Origin of the sequence: Actinomadura chokoriensis (genome assembly GCF_039529475.1) — a bacterium.
Taxonomy (GTDB): domain Bacteria; phylum Actinomycetota; class Actinomycetes; order Streptosporangiales; family Streptosporangiaceae; genus Spirillospora; species Spirillospora bangladeshensis.
In genome coordinates this window covers 408,625-430,838 of the sequence record NZ_BAAAMW010000001.1, presented here as the reverse complement: position 1 = coordinate 430,838, position 22,214 = coordinate 408,625, and the positions used below count along the sequence as shown (strand labels likewise).

Genomic DNA, 22,214 nt, shown 5'->3' with positions numbered 1-22,214 from the left:
GTCCTGGGTGAGATAGTCCCAGGCAGGCGCACATGTACCCCCGATGGGCCGCGGAGTGGACCCCCGCTCCGCGGCCCTTTGCGTGCCGGCGGCCGAACCAATGCGCGCATTACCGAACTGCTTTCTAAAAAGCCTTTCGACATCGAGATAAATGGCCGCCGGGCGGAACGTGTCACGCCTCCAGTAGACCCGAGCGGACCCACACGTCACGGGCCCGCCCGTCCAGGAAGCCGACCTCGTCGAAGAACGCGGTGCACTTGCGGAACGCCCACGCCATCGTCGCCCGCCGGTGCGGGCTGCGCGCCGCGACCCGCCGCGCGAGCTTCGGGTCGAGCCCCACCGCCGTGTAGCAGGACGGGTGGATCACCTGCGTGGCCATCAGCCGCGTCGCCTGCGCCATGCCGTAGGCCGCCGCCCGCCGCTGGAACGCCGGCGCGTTCGCGACGAGCCGCTTCAGCTCCTCGCGCGCGTACTTGATGTGCCGCGCCTCCTCGATCACGTGGATCCGGGTGACCTGCCGGATCATCGGCTGCACGTCCTCGTCCGGGAACGTCAGCCGCTGGAACGCGTCGGTGAACTCCTCGACGACGAGCGTGCCCGCGAACATCGGCATCGGGTCGTAGACGGCCCCGAACAGCTTCGCGAAGTGGTACTCCAGCGCCCGCGGCCGGTGCGTGCGCAGCCCGCACGTCCGCACCATCCGGCCGAACATCTTCGAGTGCCGGCACTCGTCGGCGATCTCGGTCAGCGCGTACGCCACGTGGTCGCTGTCGTAGCGGTGCCGGTAGGCGTGCATCACCAGCGACTGCATGAGCAGCATCTCCGACCAGATGCCGAACGAGGCGATGCTGCACATCTCCCGCTTGGTCAGCTCGACCCGCTGCCGGTGCGTCAGCGCGTCCCACAGCGGCGTCTCGTAGACCGACACGAGCTGCGGCGGCATGTAGAACGCGTCCGGGTCCTGCGGGGCGTCCCAGTCGACGTCCACGTCCGGGTCGAAGGAGTGCTTGCGGGACGTGCGCAGCAGCCGCTCGGCCACCACCTCCCGATGCGTCAGCTCCAGCGTGTGGTCGCCGTCCTTGCACCTGATCCGCGCCGTCCAGGTACGCGGACGGCCGTCGGGCAGCAGCACATCGGGGGGCATGGATCCTTCACCTCGGAGAGTGTCGGGGGCCGCGCCCGGCGCGGGCGTCAGCCCTGGGGGGCGGGGATTCTGGCCAGGAGGCGGACGGTGGCGGGGGACACGCGCGACAGCGCGTGCAGCAGGTGGCCCTCGAAGTTGACCGGGACCACGGCCTTGTTCTTGACGATGGCGTCGACGACCCGCTCGGCGACCTTCTCCGGCGGGTAGTTGCGGAGCTGGATGGCCTTCTGGCCGCGCTGCTTCAGCCTCTCCGGGGACCCGGTGCTCCCGTCGGCGAAACTGCCGTTCCTGACCAGGTCCGTGCTGACGAAACCGGGGCAGACGGCGGTGACGCCGATGCGGGAGCCGGCCAGTTCGGCGCGCAGGCATTCGCTCAGCATCAGGACGGCGGCCTTCGTCGTGCAGTACGCGGGCATCACCCGCCACGGCGCGAACGCCGACGCGGAGGCGATGTTGACGATGTGGCCGCCGAAGTTCGGCTTGTCGGGCTTGTTGGGCAGGGCCTGGACGCGGTCGCGCATCTGCTTGCCGAACAGGCGCGAGCCGTGGATGACGCCCCACAGGTTGACGTCGACGACCCGGTGCCAGTCGTCCAGCTCGGTGTCGAGGAAGGAGCCCGCGACCGCGATCCCGGCGTTGTTGACGACGATGTCGGGGACGCGGTGCGCCTCCTTCACCTCGGCGGCGAACGCCTCCATCGCGGCGGCGTCGGACACGTCCACCCGGTAGGCGGTGCCGCCGGCGCCGACCGCCTTGGCGCGGGCGGCGGTGCGCTCGGCGGCGGGCAGGTCGATGTCGGCGGCGATGACGCTCGCCCCGCTCCCGGCCAGGGCGAGCGTGATGGCGCGGCCGATCCCGCTGCCGGCTCCGGTGACGACGGCGAGCGCTCCATCGAAATGCGCGAGTGGCATCCAGACCTCCGAGGTGTGCGGACCGAGTGATCGAGGACCGAGTGATCCAAACGTACTCAGTCAGCCCGCGGCCGCGTCGGCGATGGCGGCGTCGGCGATGACCGCGTCCACCTCGGCCTTGCGGGCGGCCTCCTCGGCGGCGAACCGCTCGCTGTCGAGCTTCTCGGCGATCTCCTCGTCCTGGTTCATGAGCGCCTCCAGGTCGGCCTTGGACATGTCGAGGACGCCCATGTCGTCGTAGACCTGCTGGATCCGCTCGCTCCACAGCCCGATGTCCTTCACGCACGGGACGATCCGGCTGAACAGAAGGCTCTGGAACATCCGCATGTACGGGGAGTTCTCCACCATCTCGTCGACCTCCTTCGGGTCGATCCCGAAGTTGGTCCAGATCTCCCGGCCGCGGATGCGGTCGCGCATCAGGTAGCAGCCCTCGATGACGAAGTCCTCGCGCTCGCGGAGTTCGGCCGGGGACAGCTGCTTGTAGTAGTCGCGCAGCGCCAGGCGGCCGAACGCGACGTGCCGGGCCTCGTCCTGCATGACGTAGGCGAGGATCTGCTTCGGCAGCGGCTTGGTCGTGATGTCGCGGATGACGCCGAACGCGGCGAGCGCGAGGCCCTCGATGAGCACCTGCATGCCGAGGTAGGGCATGTCCCAGCGGGAGTCGGTGAGGGTCTCGTTCAGCAGGTCCTGCAGCTTGGTGTTGATCGGGTAGACCATCCCGACCTTCTCGTGCAGGAACCGGGTGAACAGCTCGACGTGCCGCGCCTCGTCCATCGTCTGGGTGGCGGAGTAGAACTTGGAGTCGAGGTCGGGGACCGACTCCACGATCCGCGCGGCGGTGACCATGGCGCCCTGCTCGCCGTGCACGAACTGCGAGAACTGCCAGGACGTGGAGTGCCGCCGCAGTTCGCCGCGCTCCTTCTCCGACAGCATGTCCCAGTACTTCGTCCCGTAGATGGCGAGGGACTGGTCGGGGACGCCGAGGACGTCGTGCGGGTCGACCTCGAGATCCCAGTCGATGCGCTTGACGGAGTCCCACTGCTTGTCCTTGCCCTTCTGGTACAGGGCGAGGAGCCGGTCGCGGCCGTCGTCGTACTCCCAGGTGAACCTGGCGTCTCCGGCCATCGGCACGTTCCAGGTCTCGGACGGGACGGGGTCGGTGTAGAGGTCGTGGGTCGACATGGGCACTCCTCCCCGAAGCGCGAACGTACGCTGTACGTCTAACGTACGATGTACGTACGGTGTCATGGGACACTTACCGGTGTCAACGACGCAGAGAGGAGCGGCGGGTGGCCTCCGACACACCGCGTCCGGCCGACACCCCGCGCCCGGCGCTGACCCGGGACCGCATCGTGCAGGCCGCGGTCGCGCTGATCGAGCGGGAGAGCGCCGAGGCGCTGTCGATGCGCCGCGTCGCGGCCGAGCTGGACGTCGCCGTGATGTCGCTCTACAACCACGTCCCGAACAAGACCGCGCTGCTGGAGGGCGTCGCCGACCGGGTCGTCGCGGGTTTGGAGCTGGACGCCGACCCCGCCCAGTCGTGGCAGGAGGGCGCGCGCGCCCTCGTCCGCGCGTTCCGCAAGGTCGCGCACGACTACCCGCGCTGCATGACGATCGTCCTCACCCACAAGGTCGACACGGCGGCGGGCCTGCGGCCGATGGAGCGGGCGCTCGCGCTCGCGGACGCCGCCGGGTTCGACGCGGCGACGGCCGTCCGCATCATGCGCGCGCTGCTCGCCTACGCGATCGGCGCCCAGATGCGCGAGGCCGGCATGGAGCAGATGCTCGGGCACCTGGAGGAGACCGGCGTCGAGTCGTGGAACAACCTCGACCCCGACGAGTTCCGGCATGTCATCGCCTACGGCCCCGAACTGGCCGCGCACGACCCCGAGAGCGACTTCGAGTTCGGCCTCGACCTGCTCATCTCAGCTCTGGAGGCGCTTCCTCGCCGATCGGCGGCGGAGCCGGAGTGAGGTAGGGGCTGAGGCCGCGCCGGCAGAAGTCGGTCATGTGCCGGGCCGCGTCCTCGGCCGACACGTCCGGACGGCTGGTCAGCCACAGCGCCATCCGCTCGCTCGCCCCCATGATGATCTGCGTGTACGCCTCGATCGCGTCGGCGGGCGCGGACGGCGCGAACGTCGCCAGCACCCCCGCGATCAGCTCGCTCTGCTGCCGCCGGGTCGCCTCGACGGCCTCGGCGGTCTCCGGGGACGCGGCCGTCGGCTCGCGCAGCAGCATCGAGAACGAGTCGCCGTGGGAGTCGATGAAGGAGAAGTAGGCGACCATGCCGCGCCAGAGGATGTCCTCGGGGTCGGTGGCGCCCGCCATGGCCTTCTGCGTCACGTCGAGCAGCTCCGCCTTGGACCGGCTCACGCAGGCCACGAGCAGGCCGTCCTTGGAGCCGAAGTACTCGTAGAGCATCGGCTTGGAGACCCCGCAGCGCTCGGCGATCTCGTCCATCGAGGTGGCCTGGTAGCCGCGCTCGCCGAACACCGCCTCCGCCACGTCCAGCATCTGCTGCTCGCGCGCCGCCCGGGACATCCGCTTGCGGCGTGGAGGGTGCGGTGTGGCGGCACTCACAGGGGAAACCTCTCTGTTGGACCTACCGTCAGTAACCTACTCCAGGTAACTTACCCCGAGTAGGTTACGCGAGAGGATGGGTTATGAGCGAGCGTGCCCCGGCGATCGTCATCATCGGTTCCGGCTTCGCCGGCCTCGGCATGGCGATCAGGCTCAAGCAGAACGGCTTCCACGACTTCGTCGTGCTGGAGAAGAGCGAGGCGCTCGGCGGGACGTGGCACGACAACACCTACCCCGGGTGCGCCTGCGACGTCCCGTCGCACATGTACTCGTTCTCGTTCGAGCTGAACCCCGGCTGGTCGCGGATGTTCGCGCCGCAGCCGGAGATCCGCGCCTACATGGAGCGGACGGCCGACAAGTACCGGGTGCGCGAGCACATCCGCTTCGGCGCGCGGGTCGAGTCGATGGAGTACGACGACGACGCCAGGCGCTGGAACGTGGCGCTCGCGGACGGCGCCGTCCTCACCCCGAAGGCCATCGTGTCCGGCATCGGCGCCCTGCACGTCCCGTCCTTCCCGGACCTGCCGGGCATGGAGCGGTTCCAGGGCACCGCGTTCCACTCCGCCGAGTGGGACCACTCCTACGACCTCGCGGGCAAGCGCGTCGCCGTCATCGGGACGGGCGCGTCCGCGATCCAGTTCGTCCCGCAGGTCGCGAAGCAGGCCGCCGACCTCGTCGTCTTCCAGCGGACGGCGCCGTGGATCCAGCCGAAGCCCGACCTGCCGATCCCCGCCCCGGTGCGCACGGCGTTTAAGCGGGTGCCGGGCGCCGCCCGCGCGTTCCGCAACGGCATCTACTGGGCGCTGGAGGCGCGCGCCGTCGGCTTCACCATCGACCCGCGGCTGTCGACCCCGCAGGAGCAGATCGCCCGCCGGCACATCCAGAAGCAGATCGCCGACCCCGAGCTGCGCGCGAAGGTGACGCCCGACTACACGATCGGCTGCAAGCGGATCCTGCTGTCCAACGACTACTATCCGGCGCTGACCCGCCCGAACGTGCACCTGGAGACGTCCGCGGTCGCGGAGGTCCGGGAGAACTCGATCGTCACGGCCGACGGCCGCGAGTACGAGGTCGACTGCATCATCTACGGCACCGGCTTCAAGGTGACCGACGCGCTCAACGAGCTGCGCGTGACCGGCCGGGGCGGCACCAAGCTGCAGGAGATCTGGGCGGACGGCATCGAGGCGCACCACGGCACCACCGTCCCCGGCATGCCGAACTTCTTCATGCTGCTCGGCCCGAACACCGGCCTCGGCCACAACTCCGTCGTCTTCATGATCGAGGTGCAGATCCGGCACGTGCTGAGCTGCCTGCGCCTCCTGCAGGACGCGGGCGCCGACGCGATCGAGCCGAAGCCGGAGGCGTCGCGCCGCTTCAACGACCGCATGCAGAAGCGGTTGCGCCGCGCCGTCTGGAACGAGGGCGGCTGCAGCAGCTGGTACCTGGACGACCAGGGTGTCAACCGCACCCTGTGGCCGGGCCACACTTTCGAGTTCTGGGCCGGCTCCCGCAAGGCCGACCCGGCCGAGTACGTCATCACCCGCTGATCCGCCCGCTGAGCGGACGACCGTCCGGGGCGCCGCGCGGTGTCCCGGACGGGCCGCGCGGCGGCGGCTCGGGTGCCGCTACTTCTCGGGCGCGAACATGGGCCGGAAGCCCGCGACGAGCTGCCGGATCACGGGCCGCTGCTCGGCCGGGCTGCGGCCGCGCAGGTCGTGGATCGGGTCGAGGCCGTCGTAGTACGGGGCGAGCGCCAGGAACGGCAGCAGGGTCATCAGCCAGGTGGCGAGGACGGCGAGGTCGGCGTCCTCGCGGATGGCGCCCTCCGCCTTCCACAGCTCCAGCGTCGGGTGGATGACCTGCAGGTAGTGCTGGTTCGCGGTGTCGCGCACCACCGACCGGACGCTGTTGTCGAGCTCGAAGTTCGTCGCCGCGGTGACGCCGCGCTCCAGCGGGTGGTCGGCCATGTACTCGGTCCAGTCGCACAGGACGTCGAACAGCCACTCGTCGAAGGACTGGTCGAAGTCGATGCGCGCGATCCGGCGCTCCATCTCCTCGCGGACGCGCCGGGACGCCTCGTCGACCACGAACGCGAAGAACTCCAGCTTGTCGCTGAAGTACTGGAACAGCGAGCCCTTGGCGATCCCGGCCTCGCGCGCGATCGTGTTCAGGCTGCCCGTCGAGTACCCGTGCTCCCCGAACTCGCGCATCGCGACTTCGAGCACCCGTTCGCGCTTGGCGACGTTGAGGCGGAACCAGGTCGACGTCGGCATGGACTCCTTCGACTTCCCGTAAGGAACCGGTAACCAGAACGTCAGGATAACGGTCCATGCCGTCCCGTGTGACCTGAACCCCACCGGCCCCCTGCGGAAGGTGCGCCCCGCCTGGGGTCAGCCCTTCCGGCGGCCGAGCCGCCGGCGGCGGTACAGGCTCGCGGCGCGCAGGGTCGCGTCGAGGGAGAACCGGGTGTCGGCGTCCTCCAGGCTGTCGCCGAGGTACCCCTCCAGCTGGCGGAGCCGGTACCGGACGGTCTGCGGGTGGATCTTGAGCCGCTCGCCGATGTCGACCGCGGTCGCGCGGGTGGTGACGGACTCGGCGAGCGTCTCCACGAGGCGCTTGCGCTGGCCGTCGGAGACGTCCCGCAGCGGCTCCAGATGCCGCCGGGTGAGCTCCTCGACCAGCGGCGGGTCCGACAGCAGCCACATGGTCATCAGGTGGTCCTGGCAGGGGATGAGCGAGCCGTCCGGGATGATGCCCTCCTCGGCGAGGCCGAGGACGCTGCGCGCCCAGCGCAGCGAGTGGGTGGCCCGTTCCAGCGGCAGGGTCAGCCCGAGCACGCAGCTGGCGTCGGACAGGGCGGCGCGCAGCATCGTCCGCCGGTCCGCGGTGAGCGGTCCCGGGACGAGCACGCACGGCTCCGCCGAGTCGAAGTCGGCCAGGACGTCGGCGTCCAGCGCCGAGCGCGTGCACGGCGCGTCGGCCGCGATGGCGATGAGGGTGGCCTCGGCGGGCAGCGGCCACCAGCCGGCGGACTTGGCGAGGTCCTCGATCGCCTCGGGGACGACGGCGGGCCGCTGCAGGATCAGGTGCAGCAGCCGGCGCCGCTCCTCGCGGCGCCGCACGTCGGCGTGCCCGGTGGCCTGCTGGTAGCCGAGCCGCGCCTGGGCGACGGCCTCCTCCAGGTAGACGAGCATGGCGTCGACGGCGGCGGCCACGACGGAGGTGGGGACGTGCTCGCGCTCGGCGAGGACGGCCGTCCGGCGCCACGCGACGTGGAAGGCGATCCGGGCCGCGGCCTGGAGGTGGTCGAGGCTGCGGCCCTCTAAGGCCTCGAAGCGGCCGAGGGTCCGGCAGGTCTCGTCGCGCTGCGCGGTGCAGGAGGCCGGGTCGGTGACCCAGTCCAGGAAGGTCGGCAGCAGGATGTCGGTGCAGAGCTGGAGGGTCTGGTCGTAGGTCGGGTCGGGCCGGTCGTACTCCGGGATGTTGCGTTTGATCTCGGTGACGACCTCCTGCGTGACATCGCCCAGTTCCGCGCGCAGCAGGTCGAGGAAATCCTGGAAGCCGGTCTGACTCGTTTCGTGTCCGGACAATTCCAAAGCCTGCACCATGTGAAACCAAACCTCCGCATCAGGCCGGCCGGATGCCCGGGCGCCGCCGCCGGGGACGGTGGCGCCGGATGGGTTGCGCCGGGCGGGAAGCAACATCCGGGGCGGGATCGGGGACACCGCGAACATAAGTTCGCCAGTCGCGGCTGGCAAGGGCTTCCCGTTCGATCGGACGAGAGACCGCGCGGTTTTGCGCGCGATGTGACAAGAACGCCGTTCGGTTGCTGGACGGGTGACAAACCCCGCGCCCGCCGGGGCTCCGTGCCGCCGGGCCGCCCCCGGCGTCCCCCCGCCATCCTACCCGCTGGTAATCACCGGCGACGGATCGGGCGAGATCGAACACTAAGCCGGTGACAAATTCCGGCCGCCATTTACCGGATTGTGCCAATAAGTTCGTGCAGGCTATTGAACGCCGCGTCTATTGCGCCGTAGCGTCCTCGCAACCTCCTTATTTTTGCGAGCGTGGTGTCGTTGGGAATTGAAGTCGTCGTCGAGGGGCTCACGAAGGTATTCGGCCGGCAGACGATCTGGCGGGACGTCACCCTCACCCTCCCCCCGGGCGAGGTGAGCGTGCTGCTCGGGCCGTCCGGGACCGGCAAGACGGTGTTCCTCAAGTCGCTGGTCGGCCTGCTGAAGCCCGAGGAGGGCCGGGTCATGATCGACGGCATCGACATGGTCAACGACCGCGACCGCGAGGTCTTCGAGGCCCGCAAGCGGTTCGGGCTGATGTTCCAGGACGGCGCCCTGTTCGGCTCCCTGACCCTCTTCGACAACATCGCGTTCCCGCTGCGCGAGCACACCAAGAAGAAGGAGTCGGAGATCCGGCGGATCGTGCTGGAGCGGATGGAGATGGTCGGCCTCGGCGGCGAGGAGCGCAAGCTGCCCGGCCAGATCTCCGGCGGCATGCGCAAGCGCGCCGGCCTCGCCCGCGCGCTCGTCCTCGACCCCGAGATCATCCTGTGCGACGAGCCCGACTCCGGCCTGGACCCCGTCCGCACCGCGCACATCTCGCAGCTGCTCATCGACGTCAACGCGCGGATCGACGCGACGATGCTGATCGTCACCCACAACATCGACATCGCCGCGACCGTCCCCGACAACATCGGCATGCTGTACCGCCGCGACCTCGTCGCGTTCGGCCCGCGCGAGGCGCTGCTGACCAGCGAGGAGCCGGCCGTCCTGCAGTTCCTGCACGGCGACACCCACGGCCCCATCGGCATGTCGGAGGAGAAGGACGCCGCGCTGCTCGCCGCCGAGGCCGCGGCCCCGGCCCGCACGCACCGCACCCTGGAGATCCCGCCGCAGCTGCGCCCGACCCCCGGCACACCGCCCCGGCAGGCCGAGCGGCGGCACGCGATGGCGGTCGACGCGATGATGCCGCGGCTCTCCTACCAGGCCCAGCAGGCGATCTACGCCAACCGCAGGAACATGCAGGAGGGCAGCGCCGATGCGAACTGAGGCCCCGACCGCACGGCGCGGCGACGCGCGCGTGCCCGAGCGAGCGGAAGGAGACGCGCGTGGCCGCACCTGACGCCGCCGTCCCCGGCGCCGGCGCGCTGCGCCAGACCGGGCGGCTGTTCGCGCTCGCCGGGACCGTGCTGGCGCTGTCGTTCCGGCGCCCGTTCCAGGTCCGCGAGCTGATCCAGCAGTTCTGGTTCATCGCCTCGGTCGCGATCCTGCCGACGGCGCTCGTGTCGATCCCGTTCGGCGCGGTCATCTCGCTCCAGGTCGGGTCGCTGGCCAAGCAGCTCGGCGCGCAGTCGCTCACCGGCGGCGCCAGCGTCCTCGCGGTGGTGCAGCAGGCGAGCCCGCTGATCGTGGCGCTGCTGATCTCCGGCGCGGCCGGGTCGGCGATCTGCGCCGACCTCGGCTCCCGGACGATCCGCGAGGAGATGGACGCGATGGAGGTGATGGGCGTCTCGCCCATCCAGCGCCTCGTCGTCCCCCGCGTCCTCGCCTGCATGGCGGTCGCGGTGCTGCTGAACGGACTGGTCTCCGTCGTCGGCGTCGCCGGCGGCTACTTCTTCAACGTGGCGATGCAGGACGGGACGCCCGGCGCCTACCTCGCCTCGTTCTCCGCGCTCGCGCAGCTGCCCGACCTCTACATCGGCGAGCTCAAGGCGCTGATCTTCGGGTTCATCGCCGGGGTCGTGGCCGCCTACCGCGGTCTGAACCCGAGCTCCGGCCCGAAGGGCGTCGGGGACGCGGTCAACCAGTCGGTGGTCATCACGTTCCTGATGCTGTTCTTCGTGAACCTCGTGCTGACCGCCATCTACCTGCAGGTCGTCCCCCCGAAGGGAGCGTGACATGGCGGTCCCCGGGGCTCGCCGCCTCCGGCCGGTGAAGCTGGTCTCCTGGCTGGACCAGCCCGGCGACCAGCTCGGCTTCTACGTCCGGGCGCTGCTGTGGACGCCGCGCGCGCTGCGCCGCTACCTGCGCGAGTCGCTGCGGCTGCTCGGCGAGGTCGCGTTCGGCAGCGGCGCGCTCGCCGTCATCGGCGGCACCGTCGGCGTCATGATCGGCATGACGGTCTTCACCGGCGTCGTCGTCGGCCTGTCCGGTTACGCCGCGCTCGACCAGATCGGGTCGGCGGCGTTCACCGGGTTCGTGTCGGCGTACTTCAACACCCGTGAGATCGCGCCGCTGGTGGCCGGGCTCGCGCTGTCGGCCACGGTCGGCGCCGGGTTCACCGCGCAGCTCGGCGCGATGCGGATCAACGAGGAGATCGACGCGCTGGAGGGCATGGGCATCCAGTCGGTGCCCTACCTCGTCACGACCCGGATCATCGCGGGCACGGTCGCGATCATTCCGCTGTACGGCATCGGGCTGCTCAGCTCCTACCTGGCGTCCAGACAGGTGACGCTGTGGTTCAACGGGCAGTCGGCCGGCACCTACGACCACTACTTCAACATCTTCCTCGCCCCCGAGGACGTGCTGCTCTCGTTCGCCAAGGTACTGATCTTCAGCGTGATGGTGGTGCTCGCGCACTGCTATTACGGCTACCGCGCGGTCGGCGGCCCCGCCGGCGTGGGCGTCGCCGTCGGCCGCGCGGTCCGCACCGCGATCGTGCTGATCAGCGTGACGGACTTCTTCGCCAGCCTCGCCATCTGGGGCGCCACGACGACGGTGAAGGTGACGGGCTGACATGGCGAAACGCAGGACCCGGCACGTGGTCGGGCAGCGGCTCACCGGGGTGGCGTTCCTGCTCGTCCCGGCGCTGCTGATCTGGCTGTCGATCGCGATCTACGACAAGCAGTTCACCGACGCGACGATGGTGACGCTGCGGACCTCGACGGCGGGGCACGAGATGCATCCGATGGCGGACGTGAAGGTCCGCGGCGTCGTGGTCGGCGAGGTCCGCTCCATCAAGGCGGACGGGTCCGGCGCGAAGATGGAGCTGGCGCTGAAACCGGGGATGACCGACCGGATCCCGGCGGACGTCCAGGCGCGGCTGCTGCCGACGACGGTGTTCGGCGCCCGGTTCGTCTCGCTCGTCCCGCCGCCGGGGTCGGCGGGCCGGCCGATCGCCGACGGCGACGTTATCTCCGAGGACCGCAGCCAGAACGCGGTGGAGCTGTCGGAGGTCCTGAACCACACGATGGACCTGCTGAACACGATCCAGCCCGCGAAGCTGTCGGCGACGCTGAACGCCATGTCGCGAGCACTGGAGGGGCGCGGCGACCAGATCGGCCGCAACTTCGAGCAGCTCGACGCGTTCCTGCGCAGGCTCAACCCCGAGGTACCGGCGCTCACCCGCAACCTGGAGGAACTCGCGAAGTTCACCCAGCACGCGTCCGACGCGGCGCCCGACCTGCTCCAGGCGCTCACCGACTTCACGGTGACCAGCCGGACGATCGCCGAGCAGCGCCTCGCCCTCGCGAGCCTGTACGACGCGGTGTCGAAGTCGTCCGCGGACCTGGAGGACTTCCTGCGCGCCAACTCCGGCAACATCATCGAGCTGGCGTCGGCGAGCCGCGGGAGCCTGGAGCTGATGCGCCGCTACGCGCCGGCCGCGCCCTGCACGTTCCGCACGTTCGCCGACTTCGTCCCGAAGATGGACAAGGTCCTCGGCAAGGGCACCGACCGGCACGGCGTCCACGGCGTGATCGTGTCCATCCCCTCCAAGGGCCGCTACGTGCCGGGCAAGGATGCGCCCCGCTATGACGGCGGCGACGGGCCCCGCTGCCCGAGCGTGCCCTACCTGGCGTCCGGCGACGGGGTGCGCGTGCTGCCGGCGGGCGGGGTCCCCGGCAAGGCGGGCGCGGCCGGGGGCGGTCTCGGCCCGGCGAACTCCGCGTCCGAGAACGACCTGGTCAACGAACTCGCCGGGCCGGCGCTCGATGAAGTCCCCGAGGAACTGCCCGACTGGTCCAGCGTGCTGGTCGGGCCGATCTACCGGGGCACGGAGGTGACGGTCAAGTGAGGCTCACCGGACAAGGGATCAAGGGCCTGGGGTTCCCGCTCGTCAGCTCGCTGATCTTCATCGTGGTGACGGTGCTGGCGACGGCGCTGCTGGCGTCCAGCATCACCGGCGCGACGAGCGGAGACCGCGTCACCTACTACGCCAAGTTCACCGACGTGGCCGGGCTGCATCCGGGGCACGGGGTGCGGATCGCGGGCGTCGAGGTCGGCCAGGTCGAGGAGATCAAGGTCAGCGACCGGCGGCTGGCCCGGGTGAAGTTCTCCGTCGACAGGGACCGGCAGATCCCCGCGTCGGCGACCGCCGCCGTCAAGTACCTGAACCTGGTCGGCGGCCGGTACATCGCGCTCGGCCAGGGCACCGGCTCGCCGGGACAGGTGCTGAAGCCCGGCGGGACGATCCCGGTCGAGCACACGGCCGGGACGCTCAACCTCACCCAGCTGTTCCAGGGCTTCCAGCCGCTGATGCAGGCGCTGTCGCCCGGGGACGCCAACAAGCTCTCCGAGTCGATCGTGAAGGTGCTCCAGGGAGAGGGCGGCACCATCGAGAGCCTGCTGCGCACCGTCGGGCAGCTGACGACCACGCTCGCCGCCAAGGACAAGGTGATCGGCCAGGTCATCACGAATCTCGACAGCGTCGTGCAGACCGTCAACGGGCGGGATGAGCAGCTCGTCGACCTGATCGGCACGCTGCGCCGGTTCACCTCCGGCCTCGCCGCCGACCGTGAGCCGATCGGCGAAGCGCTCGGCTCGATCGCCGACCTGACCACCGCCACCGCGGGGCTCCTCCACGTCGCGCGGGACCCGCTGAAGGACGACATCGTCCAGCTCGGCCGGCTCAGCGACAACCTCGACCGCGACGAGCCGCTGCTGGAGCGCTTCCTCCAGCGGACGCCGGCGAAGCTCGACACCTTCGGCCGCCTTGGTTCCTACGGGTCGTGGATGAACTTCTACCAGTGCGAGGTGAAGTTGATCGGCGTCAGCTATGCCGGTTCCGACGTCACGAACGAGCCGCCGCCGACCGGCCTCCCGATCAAGGACGCGAGGTGCCGCGGATGACGCCCCCGACGCCGCCGACTCCGCCGCCGGGCGGACCGACCCCGACCGGACCGCCCGGCGGCGGCTCCACCCCGAGCGGGCCGGGTGCACCCCTGCCGCGCGCCCTGCCGCGGATGAAGAAGGGCCGGCCGCGGCTGAAGCCGCTGCGCGAGCGCAACCCGATCGTGGTCGCCGTCATCGGCATCGTGATCCTGCTCGTCCTCGGCACGCTCGCCTACCGCGCCGACCGGCTGCCGGTCATCGGCGGCGGGACGACCTACAGCGCCTACTTCTCCGAGGCCGCCGGGTTGAAGGAGGGCCAGGAGGTCCGCGTCGCCGGCGTGAAGGTCGGCAAGGTCACGGGCGTCTCGCTCGCGGGCGACAAGGTCAAGGTCACGTTCCGGGTCAAGGACACCTGGGTCGGGAACCAGACCCGCGCCGCCATCATGATCAAAACGCTGCTGGGGTCGAAGTACCTCCAGATCGACCCGGTCGGCTACCGGAGGCAGAACCCGAAGGAGCCGATCCCGCTCGACCGGACCGTGGCGCCCTACGACGTCACGACCGCGTTCCAGGACCTGGGCCGGACGTTCGAGGACCTCGACACCGCCAAGCTCGCGCAGAGCCTGGAGACGATCTCCACGACGTTCGAGGACACCCCGGCGAGCGTCCGGGTCGCGCTGCAGGGCCTGTCGTCACTGTCGAACACGATCGCGTCGCGGGACGCCGAACTGGCCCGGCTCCTCGCCGGGACCAAGAAGCTGTCGGGCACCCTCGCGGCGCAGAACGCCCAGTTCGAGACCCTCTTCAAGGACGGCAACCTGCTGCTCGGCGAGCTGCGCCGGCGGCGCGAGGCGATCCACGCGCTGCTGGTCGGCACCCAGCGGCTCGCGCAGGAGCTGGTCGGCCTCGTCAACGACAACCGCCGCACGCTCGGCCCGACGCTCGACTCCCTGGAGCGGGTCACCGGCGTCCTCCAGCGCAATCAGAAGAACCTCGACCGCGCCCTGGAGAAGGCCGCCCCGTACGTCCGCGTCGTCGGCAACTCGATGGGCAACGGCCGCTGGGTGGACGGCTACCTGTGCGGCACCGTCCCCGAGGAGTACCTGGAGAACGGCAGGTGGAAGCCCACCGGGAACGCCTGCGAACCGCCGCATCTGACGGGAGGACGGTGACATGGCGTCCCCCACGACGCGCACGGTGAGGCTGCCGAAGCTCGGCTCGCCGATCCGCGACCACCGGACGCGGGTGGTCCAGGCGCTCGTCGCGATCTTCGTCCTGCTGGTCGCCGTCGCGCTCGTCCCCTTTCTCGGGGGCGGGCCGACGCACAGGATCACCGCGTACTTCGCCACCGCGATCGGCGTCTACCCCGGCTCCGACGTCCGGGTCCTCGGCGTCAAGGTGGGGTCGATCGAGAGCATCGAGCCGATCGGCGACCGGGTCAAGGTGGAGATGAAGGTGGACGAGGACGTCGACGTCCCCGCCGCCGCCCGCGCCATCGTGATCGCGCCGAACCTGGTGTCCGACCGGTACGTGCAGCTCGACCCCGCCTACAGCGGCGGCCCGAAGATGGCCGACGGAGGCTCCATCGACGTGGCCGACACGGCGACGCCGATGGAGCTCGACCAGCTCTACGACGCGGTCCGCAAGTTCTCCGGCGACCTGGGGCCGCAGGGGCTCAACGCCCGGGGCGCGCTGTCGGACGTCATCCGGGTCGGCGCCGCCAACCTCGGCGGCAACGGTAAGGCGCTCAACACCACGATCGCCGACCTCGGCAAGGCGTCCCAGACGCTGGCGGACTCCAGCGGAGATTTGTACGCGACCGTCGCCAACCTCAACGAGTTCAGCAAGATGCTCCGGGCGAACGACGGGCAGATCCGGCTGGCCGAGAACCAGCTCGCCGAGGTGAGCGGGTTCCTGGCCGCGGACCGGGACGAGCTCGGCGCGGCGCTGCGGGAGCTGGCGCGCGCTCTCGCCGAGGTGAAGGGGTTCATCGGCGACAACCGCGAGGCGCTGAAGAAGAACGTCGGCAAGCTCGCCGACGTCACCCAGGTCCTCGTCGACCAGCGGGCGTCCCTCGCCGAGATCCTCGACACGGCGCCGCTGCTGACGCAGAACGCGCTCAACGCCTACGACCCGAAGACCCGCTCGCTGATGACCCGCGGCAACCTCCTGGAGATCACCAAGGCGTTCGGCAGCACCAGCCAGCCGGGCGTCGACCCGCCCGCCGCCGACCGGCGTCCGGTCTGCGCGGTGGCGGCCTCGGCGACCAGGACGCTGCGGGAGCAGTGCGAGCGGCTGGAGAAGGACGGGCTCGTCGCCGTCCCGCCGGGGCGGACGGCCGACGTCCCGGCACTGCCGCTGCCGCCCGCCGGACAGACCTATGCCGGCCCCGGCGGAGAGGGAGGCCGCTGATGCGGATGCCCCGACTCGTGATCGCGGCGTGCACCGCCGTGACCGTCCTCGCGGCGGGCTGCTCGGTGCGGCTGGAGGACGTCCCGCTGCCGGGCGGCGCCGACCTCGGCGACCACCCCTACACGGTCAAGGTCCAGTTCGAGGACGTGCTGAACCTCGTCCCGCAGGCGGCCGTCCGGGTCAACGACGTCCCGGTCGGCCGGGTGAAGAAGGTCGCGCTGCCGAAGGGGGCGTGGCAGGCCGAGGTGACGCTCATCGTGAACGGCGACGTGCACCTGCCGGCCAACGCCACCGCGAATCTGGAGCAGTCGAGCCTGCTGGGGGAGAAGTACATCAAGCTGGCCGCGCCCGCGACCGCGCCGTCCCCGCAGCGGCTCACGGACGGTTCGGTGATCCCGGTGTCCCGCACGACGAAGAACGCCGACACCGAGGAGGTGTTCGGCGCACTGTCGCTGCTGTTGTCGGGCGGTGGGCTCCCGCAGATCCGGACGATCAACAAGGAGCTGAACCTGGCGCTCAACGGCCGCGAGGACAAGGTCCGCTCGGCGCTGGAGAACGTCAACACGCTCACCAGCACGCTGAACGCCAACCGGCAGTCGATCGTCCGCGCGCTGGACGGCCTCAACCGGCTGTCGTCGACCGTCTCGGCCCGCAACGGGCAGGTCACGACCGTCCTGGACGACCTGTCGCCGGGGTTGAAGGTCCTGGAGGACCAGCGCGGCCAGCTCGTCGAGATGCTGCGCCGGCTGGAGAAGCTGTCGGACGTCGCCGTCAAGACGATCAACGCCAGCGAGGACGACACGGTCGCGAACCTGCGGGCGCTGTCGGTCATCCTGCGCAAGCTCGCCGACTCGGGCCGGGACCTGCCGAAGTCGCTCGAGGTGCTGCTGACGTATCCGTTCACGGACGAGGCGCTCAAGGCCGTCAAGGGCGACTACCTGAACGGCTACCTGACCGTCGTCGCCGACGAGAGCAGCAACTGCGTCATCCCGCCGGTGGGCGACACAGCGGAGAAGCAGAACCGGGCGCAGGCCCGTGCTCTGGCGGCGGCCCCCCTCTCCGGGCCGCTGCCGACACCGTGCCCGGGCGTCGGCTCCGGCGCCGAGACCGGAGCCGCGACCGCGCCGTCGACGCCGGGGTCGACGGCTCCGGTGGCGCCCCCGGACGACGACTCCGGCGACCGGCCCGCCCTGCCGCTGCCGCCGCTCGGGGAGGGAGACTGACATGCTCACCGCCGTCACCCGCGTCAAGATCGCCGCGTTCATCGTCATCGCACTGATGGTGGTCGGCTACATCGGGACCACCTACGCCGATCTCGGCCGCTATGTCGGGCAGCGGGGCTACTACACCGTCCGGCTCGACCTGGCGAACACCGGCGGCCTCTTCGAGGGGTCCGCGGTGTCGTACCGGGGCGTCACCGTCGGCACGGTCGGCAAGCTCGACCTCAGCCAGGACGGCGTCATCGCCGAACTCCGGATCGACGGCTCGGCCCCGAAGATCCCGAAGGACCTCCAGGCGGTGGTCGCCAACCGCTCCGCCGTCGGCGAGCAGTACGTCGACCTGCGCCCCCGCGCGGAGGCGGCGCCCTACCTGGCGCAGGGCACCACGATCCCGCGCAGCGCCAGCACCGTCCCGGCACCGGTGAACGAGACGCTCAAGAGCGTCAACGACCTCGCCGCCTCGCTGCCGCTGAACGACACCAAGATCCTCATCGACGAGCTGGGGCTGGCGTTCGCCGGGCAGGGCCCGCACCTCCAGCAGCTCCTCGACACCAGCGCCCGGTTCGTGTCGGCCTCCGATGCGGCGTTCCCCGAGTCCCGTGCGCTGATCCACAACGGGGAGGCGGTGCTGCGGACGCAGAACGAGATGTCGGCGGCGTTCCAATCGTTCGCCTCCAACTCCAGCCTGCTGGCGCGGCAGCTTCGCGATTCCGACACGGACCTGCGCGAGGTCATCGCGGCCGGGCCGGGGGCGGCGAACGAGATGTCCGGCCTGCTCCACGACCTCGACCCGAGCCTGAGCGTCCTGCTGGCGAACCTGCTCACGACCGCCCGCGTGGGCGAGCCGCGCCAGGCCGCCATCGAGGAGCTGCTGGCCAACCTTCCGAAGGTCGCGGGGGTGGGCTCCACCATCGTGGCCGGCGGTGAGATCCGGCTGGGCCTGGTGAACACGTTCTTCAACCCGCAGCCGTGCACGCGCGGCTACGGCGGGACCCAGTACCGCGACGGGCTCGACCTGTCGGCCCCGCCCCCGTTCAACACCGATGCGCACTGCGCCGAAAGCCCGCGCACCGGCATCAACGTGCGCGGTTCCGCCAACGCACCGCGCAAGGGCGTCCCGGCCGCGGCCCGACCCGGCACCCTGAGCGGCCCGAGGCAGGCGAACCTCCTCGACTCGCTGGGCCTGTCGAGCCCGGCGCAGCCGACGTCGCCGGCGGGCCTCGCGGCGCTCCTCGGTCTGGAGGGGACGAGGTGACCGGCGGGGCGCCGACACCGGGCGGGCGCGTCCGGGTGATCCGCTGGATCCGACCGGCCGGGTACGTCCTCATCGCCGCCGCCACCGCGCTCCTGTGCGTGTCGCTGTGGTCGCTGGCCCGGTCGGGGCGCGGCGCCGACCACGATCTGGCCACCGCGCGGGACGAGGTGAGCCGCACGGCCGTCCGCGACCTCGCACTCCTCAACAGCGTCGATCCGAAGGTGGCGGACCTGGACCTGCAGCACTGGCTGGACGTCGCCACCGGCCCGTTCTACGAGGCGCTCAAACGCGACATGCCGAACGCGCGGGCGAAGGTCGCCGACCAGGCCGCGCGCTCGCGCGGCAAGGTCACCGCGCTCGCCGTCACCCGGCTCGACCGGTCCGGTGGCGAGGCGACCGTCATCGCCTCCGTGCGCGTCTTCACCGATCCCACCGGCGACGCCGCGCAGGGCACCGAGCAGCGCAAACGCTACGAGGCCGGCATGCGGCGGGTCGGCGGCGTGTGGAAGGTCAGTTCGCTGAAGCCGCTGACGCCGGGGGGGAGCGGGCCGTGAGCGTCACCGAGCAGGACCGGCCCGCGCGCCGCGTCCCGATCCCCCGGAAGAAGAAGACCGCCCGGCGCCCCTTCGGCCATGCCGCCAGACGGGTCGCCGAGCTGGGGTGGCCGGTGGCCCTCGCCCTGGCGATCTGCCTGTCCGCCTTCGCCGTCGACGGCTGGGCCGACAGGCGGAGCGAGGGTTCACCGGCCGCCAACCGAGCACTCGTCGACGCGGACCGGACCGCGGAGGTCGTCGCGGACGTGTCGGCGAAGGTCGCGCGGATCTTCAGCTACGCGCACACCGACCCGGCGGCCACCGAGCGGGCCGCCCGCGCCGTCCTCACCGGGCGTGCCGCCGCCGACTACGAGAAGCTCTTCGGCCAGGTGAAACGGCAGGCGCCGCTGATGAAGCTGTCCCTGACGACCCGTGTCGCCAAGGCGGGGCTGATCAACCTGTCCCGCGATGGAAAGGCCGTCCTCATCGTCTTCCTCGACCAGAGCGCGACCCGTGCCGGAAAGCCCGCCGGCGCGCCCGTCGCGGCGCAGCTCATCGTGACCGCCCGCGAAGACCACGGCTGGCGCATCAGCGACCTTCGGGCCGCCTGAAGGAAAGGGGTGGAGTTCAGGTGACCGAGATCAGAACCGCCGACCCGGCGGCCGGCGAGTCCGCGGCCGGGCCGGAGGAATCCGGAGTCCGGACCGACGACGCCGAGGCCGGGACCGCGGACGCGGAGACACCGGACCAGTCGACACCGGACCGGGAGACATCGAAACGGGAGACACCCGACCGGGAGGCATCGGCCGAGGAGACGCCGGAGCGGGAGGCATCGGCCGAGGAGACGCCGGCCGAGGAGACGCCGGCCGAGGAGACGTCGGCCGAGAAGACGCCGGAGCCGTCCCGGCCGCTCTCCAGAGACCCGCTCGTCAGGGTCGCCCTGGCGGTGACCGTGATCGCCGCTCTGGTGTGCGCATGGTTCGGCTACGCCTACTACTCGGCGTCCCATGACGAGTCCCTCGGGTACGCGGCCGAGCGCGACCGGGTGCTCGCCGCCGCCGACCAGGCGATCGTCAACCTCAACACCCTCGACTACCGGAACGTGGACGCGGGCCTGAAGCTCTGGCAGGACTCGTCGACCGCCCAGCTCTACGACGAGATCGCCAAGGGCCGGACCCAGCTCACGAGCGACATCCAGAAGGCGAAGACGATCAGTACGGCCGCGATCGCGGAGTCGGCGCTCACCGAACTCGACACCCGCGCGGGGAAGGCGTCCGTCATCGCGGCCGTCCGCATCACGATCACCCGCGCCGACGGGAGGCCGTCGAGCAACCTGCGCCGGCTCGCCGGACAGCTCACCCGGACCTCCTCGGGCTGGAAGCTGTCCGCCCTCGGCCAGGCCCCGACCGGAACCCCCTGACGAGGAGGACTCATGGCAGTGATCAGCAGCCTCGGGCGCACGGTCCCCGGCGGGGGCCGCGGCCGCCTCGTCGTCCTCCTGGGCGCACTGACGATCGCGTTCGGCGTCGGCGCCGCCTGGCTGCACGGGGAGGCCGGCGATCTGACCGGCGCTCCGTCCGCCCGGAACGGCGCACTGACCGACAATGCCGGCACGAGCGAGGTGAAGGGACAGATCACCTCCGCCGTCAACACCGCGTTCTCCTACAACTACGCGGACGTGGGGAAAACCGAGAAGGCCGCACGGGAAGTGCTCACCGGAAAGGCCGTGCAGCAGTACGAGCAGCTGTTCGCGCTGGTTCACCGGCAGGCACCGGAGCAGAAGCAGGTCCTTACCACGACGGTCACCGACTCCGCGGTCAAGTCATTGGCCGGAGACCGGGCGCGGCTCCTCGTTTTCGCGGACCAGCGCAACACGCGCACCGACAAGAACCAGACGTCCTACTCGGCCGCCGTCATCGCCGTGGACGCCGTCCGAATCAATGGTAAATGGAGGATCGGAAACATTGACCCGCTGGCCGGCTGACTCGGCCGCAACGGGGAGTAGTGCCCGTGTTATGCCTGGTCACAATGCAGGGGTGGGGATCCCGCGGGTTATCACCGACTGACAGCGCCGAGCATGTCACATGTCATTGAATCGCGCCTTGAGTGACAATTTGAAAGAACCGGATTTTTTGCCGAAGAGAATCCCTGGTCGGATATTGATAAGTCCGGTTCGGGCGCGTATGTTCATATTTGCAAACCGGATGGGACGGGGTGGTCTCAGGGTCGGATCCGTCCAGCAGGTTCTGGTGGACGCCGGCCGGGTTTCATCCTCCGGTTCCCGCTCCTAGGAGGCCCGCCTCGCAAACCGCAGTTCAGTTTCCCTACGAGTATGACTCCCCCCCCACGAAGGGACACCCACTGAAATGCGCAAGCTCACCCGAAACGTGGCACTGGCGGCCGCAGCCGCCGCAACGGCCATCGGCATGACCGCCACCCCCGCCCTGGCCGCGAACTGGAATGTCACCAACGGCGGTTCCTTCACTGCCAGCAACGTCGGCATCCTGATCGCCCAGGACCTCAACACCGGTGCCACCGTCACCTGTGACACCGCCAGCGCGTCCGGCAGCACCACCAACGGCTCCTACGCGACCGGCGCCAACATCGCCTCGGTCAGCGGGATCAGCTTCGGTGACACGACCACGCCCGACGGCAACTGCGTCGCCCCGGGCTCGCTCACCGCGGCACTGGACGCGCAGAACCTCCCGTGGCACCTCAACGCCGACACCGAGGACGCCAACCACGTGGTGTCGGGAACGCTGACGGGCATCAAGGCCCAGCTCACCGACAGCAGCGGCTGCAAGGCCAACATCACCGGCCCGGGCGGCGGCACCGGCACCATCGAGGGCAACTACGACAACGGCGACGGGAGCCTCTGGGTGACCGGCGGCGACCTCATCGTCCACTCGTTCGTGTCGGGCACCGAGCAGAACTGCGACCCGACGCTCATCCAGCCCGGTGACGAGATCTTCCTCGACGGGGTCTTCCAGATCAACGGCACGGCCCCCGGTATCCACCTCGGTCACTGATCGAACGCCGGGCGGCAGCCGGCCGCCGGGCGAGTTCCAGAGTGGGCCGCACCTCGTTCCACCGC

General features: G+C 70.5%; 22 protein-coding genes. 16 read left to right on the top strand and 6 right to left on the bottom strand.

Annotation, left to right across the window (positions count from 1 at the left end; translation table 11 throughout):
* Nucleotides 1-172: 172 nt before the first annotated feature.
* The 3 genes from ABFX46_RS02045 to ABFX46_RS02035 are packed head-to-tail and all read right to left on the bottom strand — an operon-like array spanning nucleotide 173 to nucleotide 3,237.
* Complete coding sequence (locus ABFX46_RS02045) at nucleotides 173-1,144, bottom strand: AurF N-oxygenase family protein (protein WP_346039611.1); 972 nt, start codon at nucleotides 1,142-1,144, stop codon at nucleotides 173-175.
* A 47-nt stretch (nucleotides 1,145-1,191) separates the two neighbouring features.
* A complete protein-coding gene (locus ABFX46_RS02040; protein ID WP_346039610.1) occupies nucleotides 1,192-2,055 on the bottom strand; it encodes an SDR family NAD(P)-dependent oxidoreductase in 864 nt (287 codons plus the stop codon).
* Nucleotides 2,056-2,115: 60 nt separating this feature from the next.
* Nucleotides 2,116-3,237 carry a ferritin-like domain-containing protein gene (locus tag ABFX46_RS02035; RefSeq protein ID WP_346039609.1) on the bottom strand — a complete coding sequence of 374 codons (1,122 nt, stop codon included), beginning with the start codon at nucleotides 3,235-3,237 and terminating at the stop codon, nucleotides 2,116-2,118.
* A gap of 107 nt (nucleotides 3,238-3,344) precedes the next feature.
* Here ABFX46_RS02035 and ABFX46_RS02030 point away from each other — a divergent pair, with 107 nt between their 5' ends.
* The gene (locus ABFX46_RS02030) at nucleotides 3,345-4,028 is read left to right on the top strand and encodes a TetR/AcrR family transcriptional regulator (protein ID WP_346039608.1); all 684 of its coding nucleotides are present in this window, start codon (nucleotides 3,345-3,347) and stop codon (nucleotides 4,026-4,028) included.
* On the opposite strand, the gene ABFX46_RS02025 is transcribed toward ABFX46_RS02030, so the two are convergent.
* The gene (locus ABFX46_RS02025) at nucleotides 3,976-4,635 is read right to left on the bottom strand and encodes a TetR/AcrR family transcriptional regulator (RefSeq protein ID WP_346039607.1); all 660 of its coding nucleotides are present in this window, start codon (nucleotides 4,633-4,635) and stop codon (nucleotides 3,976-3,978) included. The two genes, ABFX46_RS02030 and ABFX46_RS02025, sit on opposite strands and share 53 nt — an antisense overlap.
* A gap of 83 nt (nucleotides 4,636-4,718) precedes the next feature.
* Between ABFX46_RS02025 and ABFX46_RS02020 the strand changes: the two genes are divergently transcribed.
* Nucleotides 4,719-6,182: a flavin-containing monooxygenase gene (locus tag ABFX46_RS02020; protein WP_346039606.1), complete on the top strand. Its 1,464-nt coding sequence runs from the start codon at nucleotides 4,719-4,721 to the stop codon at nucleotides 6,180-6,182.
* A 78-nt stretch (nucleotides 6,183-6,260) separates the two neighbouring features.
* On the opposite strand, the gene ABFX46_RS02015 is transcribed toward ABFX46_RS02020, so the two are convergent.
* Both ABFX46_RS02015 and ABFX46_RS02010 read right to left on the bottom strand, forming a co-directional pair.
* Complete coding sequence (locus ABFX46_RS02015; RefSeq protein ID WP_346039605.1) at nucleotides 6,261-6,908, bottom strand: TetR/AcrR family transcriptional regulator; 648 nt, start codon at nucleotides 6,906-6,908, stop codon at nucleotides 6,261-6,263.
* A gap of 117 nt (nucleotides 6,909-7,025) precedes the next feature.
* Entirely contained in the window at nucleotides 7,026-8,225 is a 1,200-nt protein-coding gene (locus ABFX46_RS02010) for a PucR-like N-terminal domain-containing protein (RefSeq protein WP_346039604.1), read from the bottom strand.
* Nucleotides 8,226-8,711: 486 nt separating this feature from the next.
* Here ABFX46_RS02010 and ABFX46_RS02005 point away from each other — a divergent pair, with 486 nt between their 5' ends.
* From ABFX46_RS02005 to ABFX46_RS01940, 14 genes are all read left to right on the top strand, one after another.
* Complete coding sequence (locus tag ABFX46_RS02005; RefSeq protein WP_131945015.1) at nucleotides 8,712-9,698, top strand: ABC transporter ATP-binding protein; 987 nt, start codon at nucleotides 8,712-8,714, stop codon at nucleotides 9,696-9,698.
* A 59-nt stretch (nucleotides 9,699-9,757) separates the two neighbouring features.
* Nucleotides 9,758-10,546 (top strand): MlaE family ABC transporter permease, encoded by a 789-nt coding sequence (locus ABFX46_RS02000; RefSeq protein WP_131945016.1) that lies wholly within the window; start codon nucleotides 9,758-9,760, stop codon nucleotides 10,544-10,546.
* 1 nt (nucleotide 10,547) lies between these two features.
* Nucleotides 10,548-11,384 (top strand): MlaE family ABC transporter permease, encoded by an 837-nt coding sequence (locus tag ABFX46_RS01995; protein WP_346039603.1) that lies wholly within the window; start codon nucleotides 10,548-10,550, stop codon nucleotides 11,382-11,384.
* A gap of 1 nt (nucleotide 11,385) precedes the next feature.
* Nucleotides 11,386-12,663, top strand: coding sequence for an MCE family protein (locus ABFX46_RS01990; RefSeq protein ID WP_346039602.1), 1,278 nt, complete (start codon nucleotides 11,386-11,388; stop codon nucleotides 12,661-12,663).
* Entirely contained in the window at nucleotides 12,660-13,718 is a 1,059-nt protein-coding gene (locus tag ABFX46_RS01985; protein ID WP_163062426.1) for an MCE family protein, read from the top strand. Before ABFX46_RS01990 ends, ABFX46_RS01985 begins: the two co-directional genes overlap by 4 nt.
* Entirely contained in the window at nucleotides 13,715-14,872 is a 1,158-nt protein-coding gene (locus tag ABFX46_RS01980; protein WP_239067804.1) for an MCE family protein, read from the top strand. Before ABFX46_RS01985 ends, ABFX46_RS01980 begins: the two co-directional genes overlap by 4 nt.
* 1 nt (nucleotide 14,873) lies before the next feature.
* A complete protein-coding gene (locus tag ABFX46_RS01975; RefSeq protein ID WP_163062425.1) occupies nucleotides 14,874-16,112 on the top strand; it encodes an MCE family protein in 1,239 nt (412 codons plus the stop codon).
* A complete protein-coding gene (locus ABFX46_RS01970) occupies nucleotides 16,112-17,335 on the top strand; it encodes an MCE family protein (protein ID WP_346039601.1) in 1,224 nt (407 codons plus the stop codon). Before ABFX46_RS01975 ends, ABFX46_RS01970 begins: the two co-directional genes overlap by 1 nt.
* Nucleotide 17,336: 1 nt before the next feature.
* Nucleotides 17,337-18,587 carry an MlaD family protein gene (locus ABFX46_RS01965; protein WP_346039600.1) on the top strand — a complete coding sequence of 417 codons (1,251 nt, stop codon included), beginning with the start codon at nucleotides 17,337-17,339 and terminating at the stop codon, nucleotides 18,585-18,587.
* Nucleotides 18,584-19,141 (top strand): hypothetical protein, encoded by a 558-nt coding sequence (locus ABFX46_RS01960; protein ID WP_346039599.1) that lies wholly within the window; start codon nucleotides 18,584-18,586, stop codon nucleotides 19,139-19,141. Before ABFX46_RS01965 ends, ABFX46_RS01960 begins: the two co-directional genes overlap by 4 nt.
* Nucleotides 19,138-19,731 carry a hypothetical protein gene (locus tag ABFX46_RS01955; RefSeq protein ID WP_346039598.1) on the top strand — a complete coding sequence of 198 codons (594 nt, stop codon included), beginning with the start codon at nucleotides 19,138-19,140 and terminating at the stop codon, nucleotides 19,729-19,731. The genes ABFX46_RS01960 and ABFX46_RS01955 overlap by 4 nt, the downstream gene beginning before the upstream one ends.
* A gap of 20 nt (nucleotides 19,732-19,751) precedes the next feature.
* Nucleotides 19,752-20,540, top strand: coding sequence for a hypothetical protein (locus ABFX46_RS01950; protein ID WP_346039597.1), 789 nt, complete (start codon nucleotides 19,752-19,754; stop codon nucleotides 20,538-20,540).
* A gap of 12 nt (nucleotides 20,541-20,552) precedes the next feature.
* On the top strand, nucleotides 20,553-21,104 hold the full coding sequence (locus ABFX46_RS01945; RefSeq protein ID WP_346039596.1) for a hypothetical protein: 552 nt from the start codon (nucleotides 20,553-20,555) through the stop codon (nucleotides 21,102-21,104).
* Nucleotides 21,105-21,486: 382 nt separating this feature from the next.
* The gene (locus tag ABFX46_RS01940) at nucleotides 21,487-22,149 is read left to right on the top strand and encodes a hypothetical protein (RefSeq protein WP_346039595.1); all 663 of its coding nucleotides are present in this window, start codon (nucleotides 21,487-21,489) and stop codon (nucleotides 22,147-22,149) included.
* The last annotated feature ends 65 nt before the right edge of the window (nucleotides 22,150-22,214 follow it).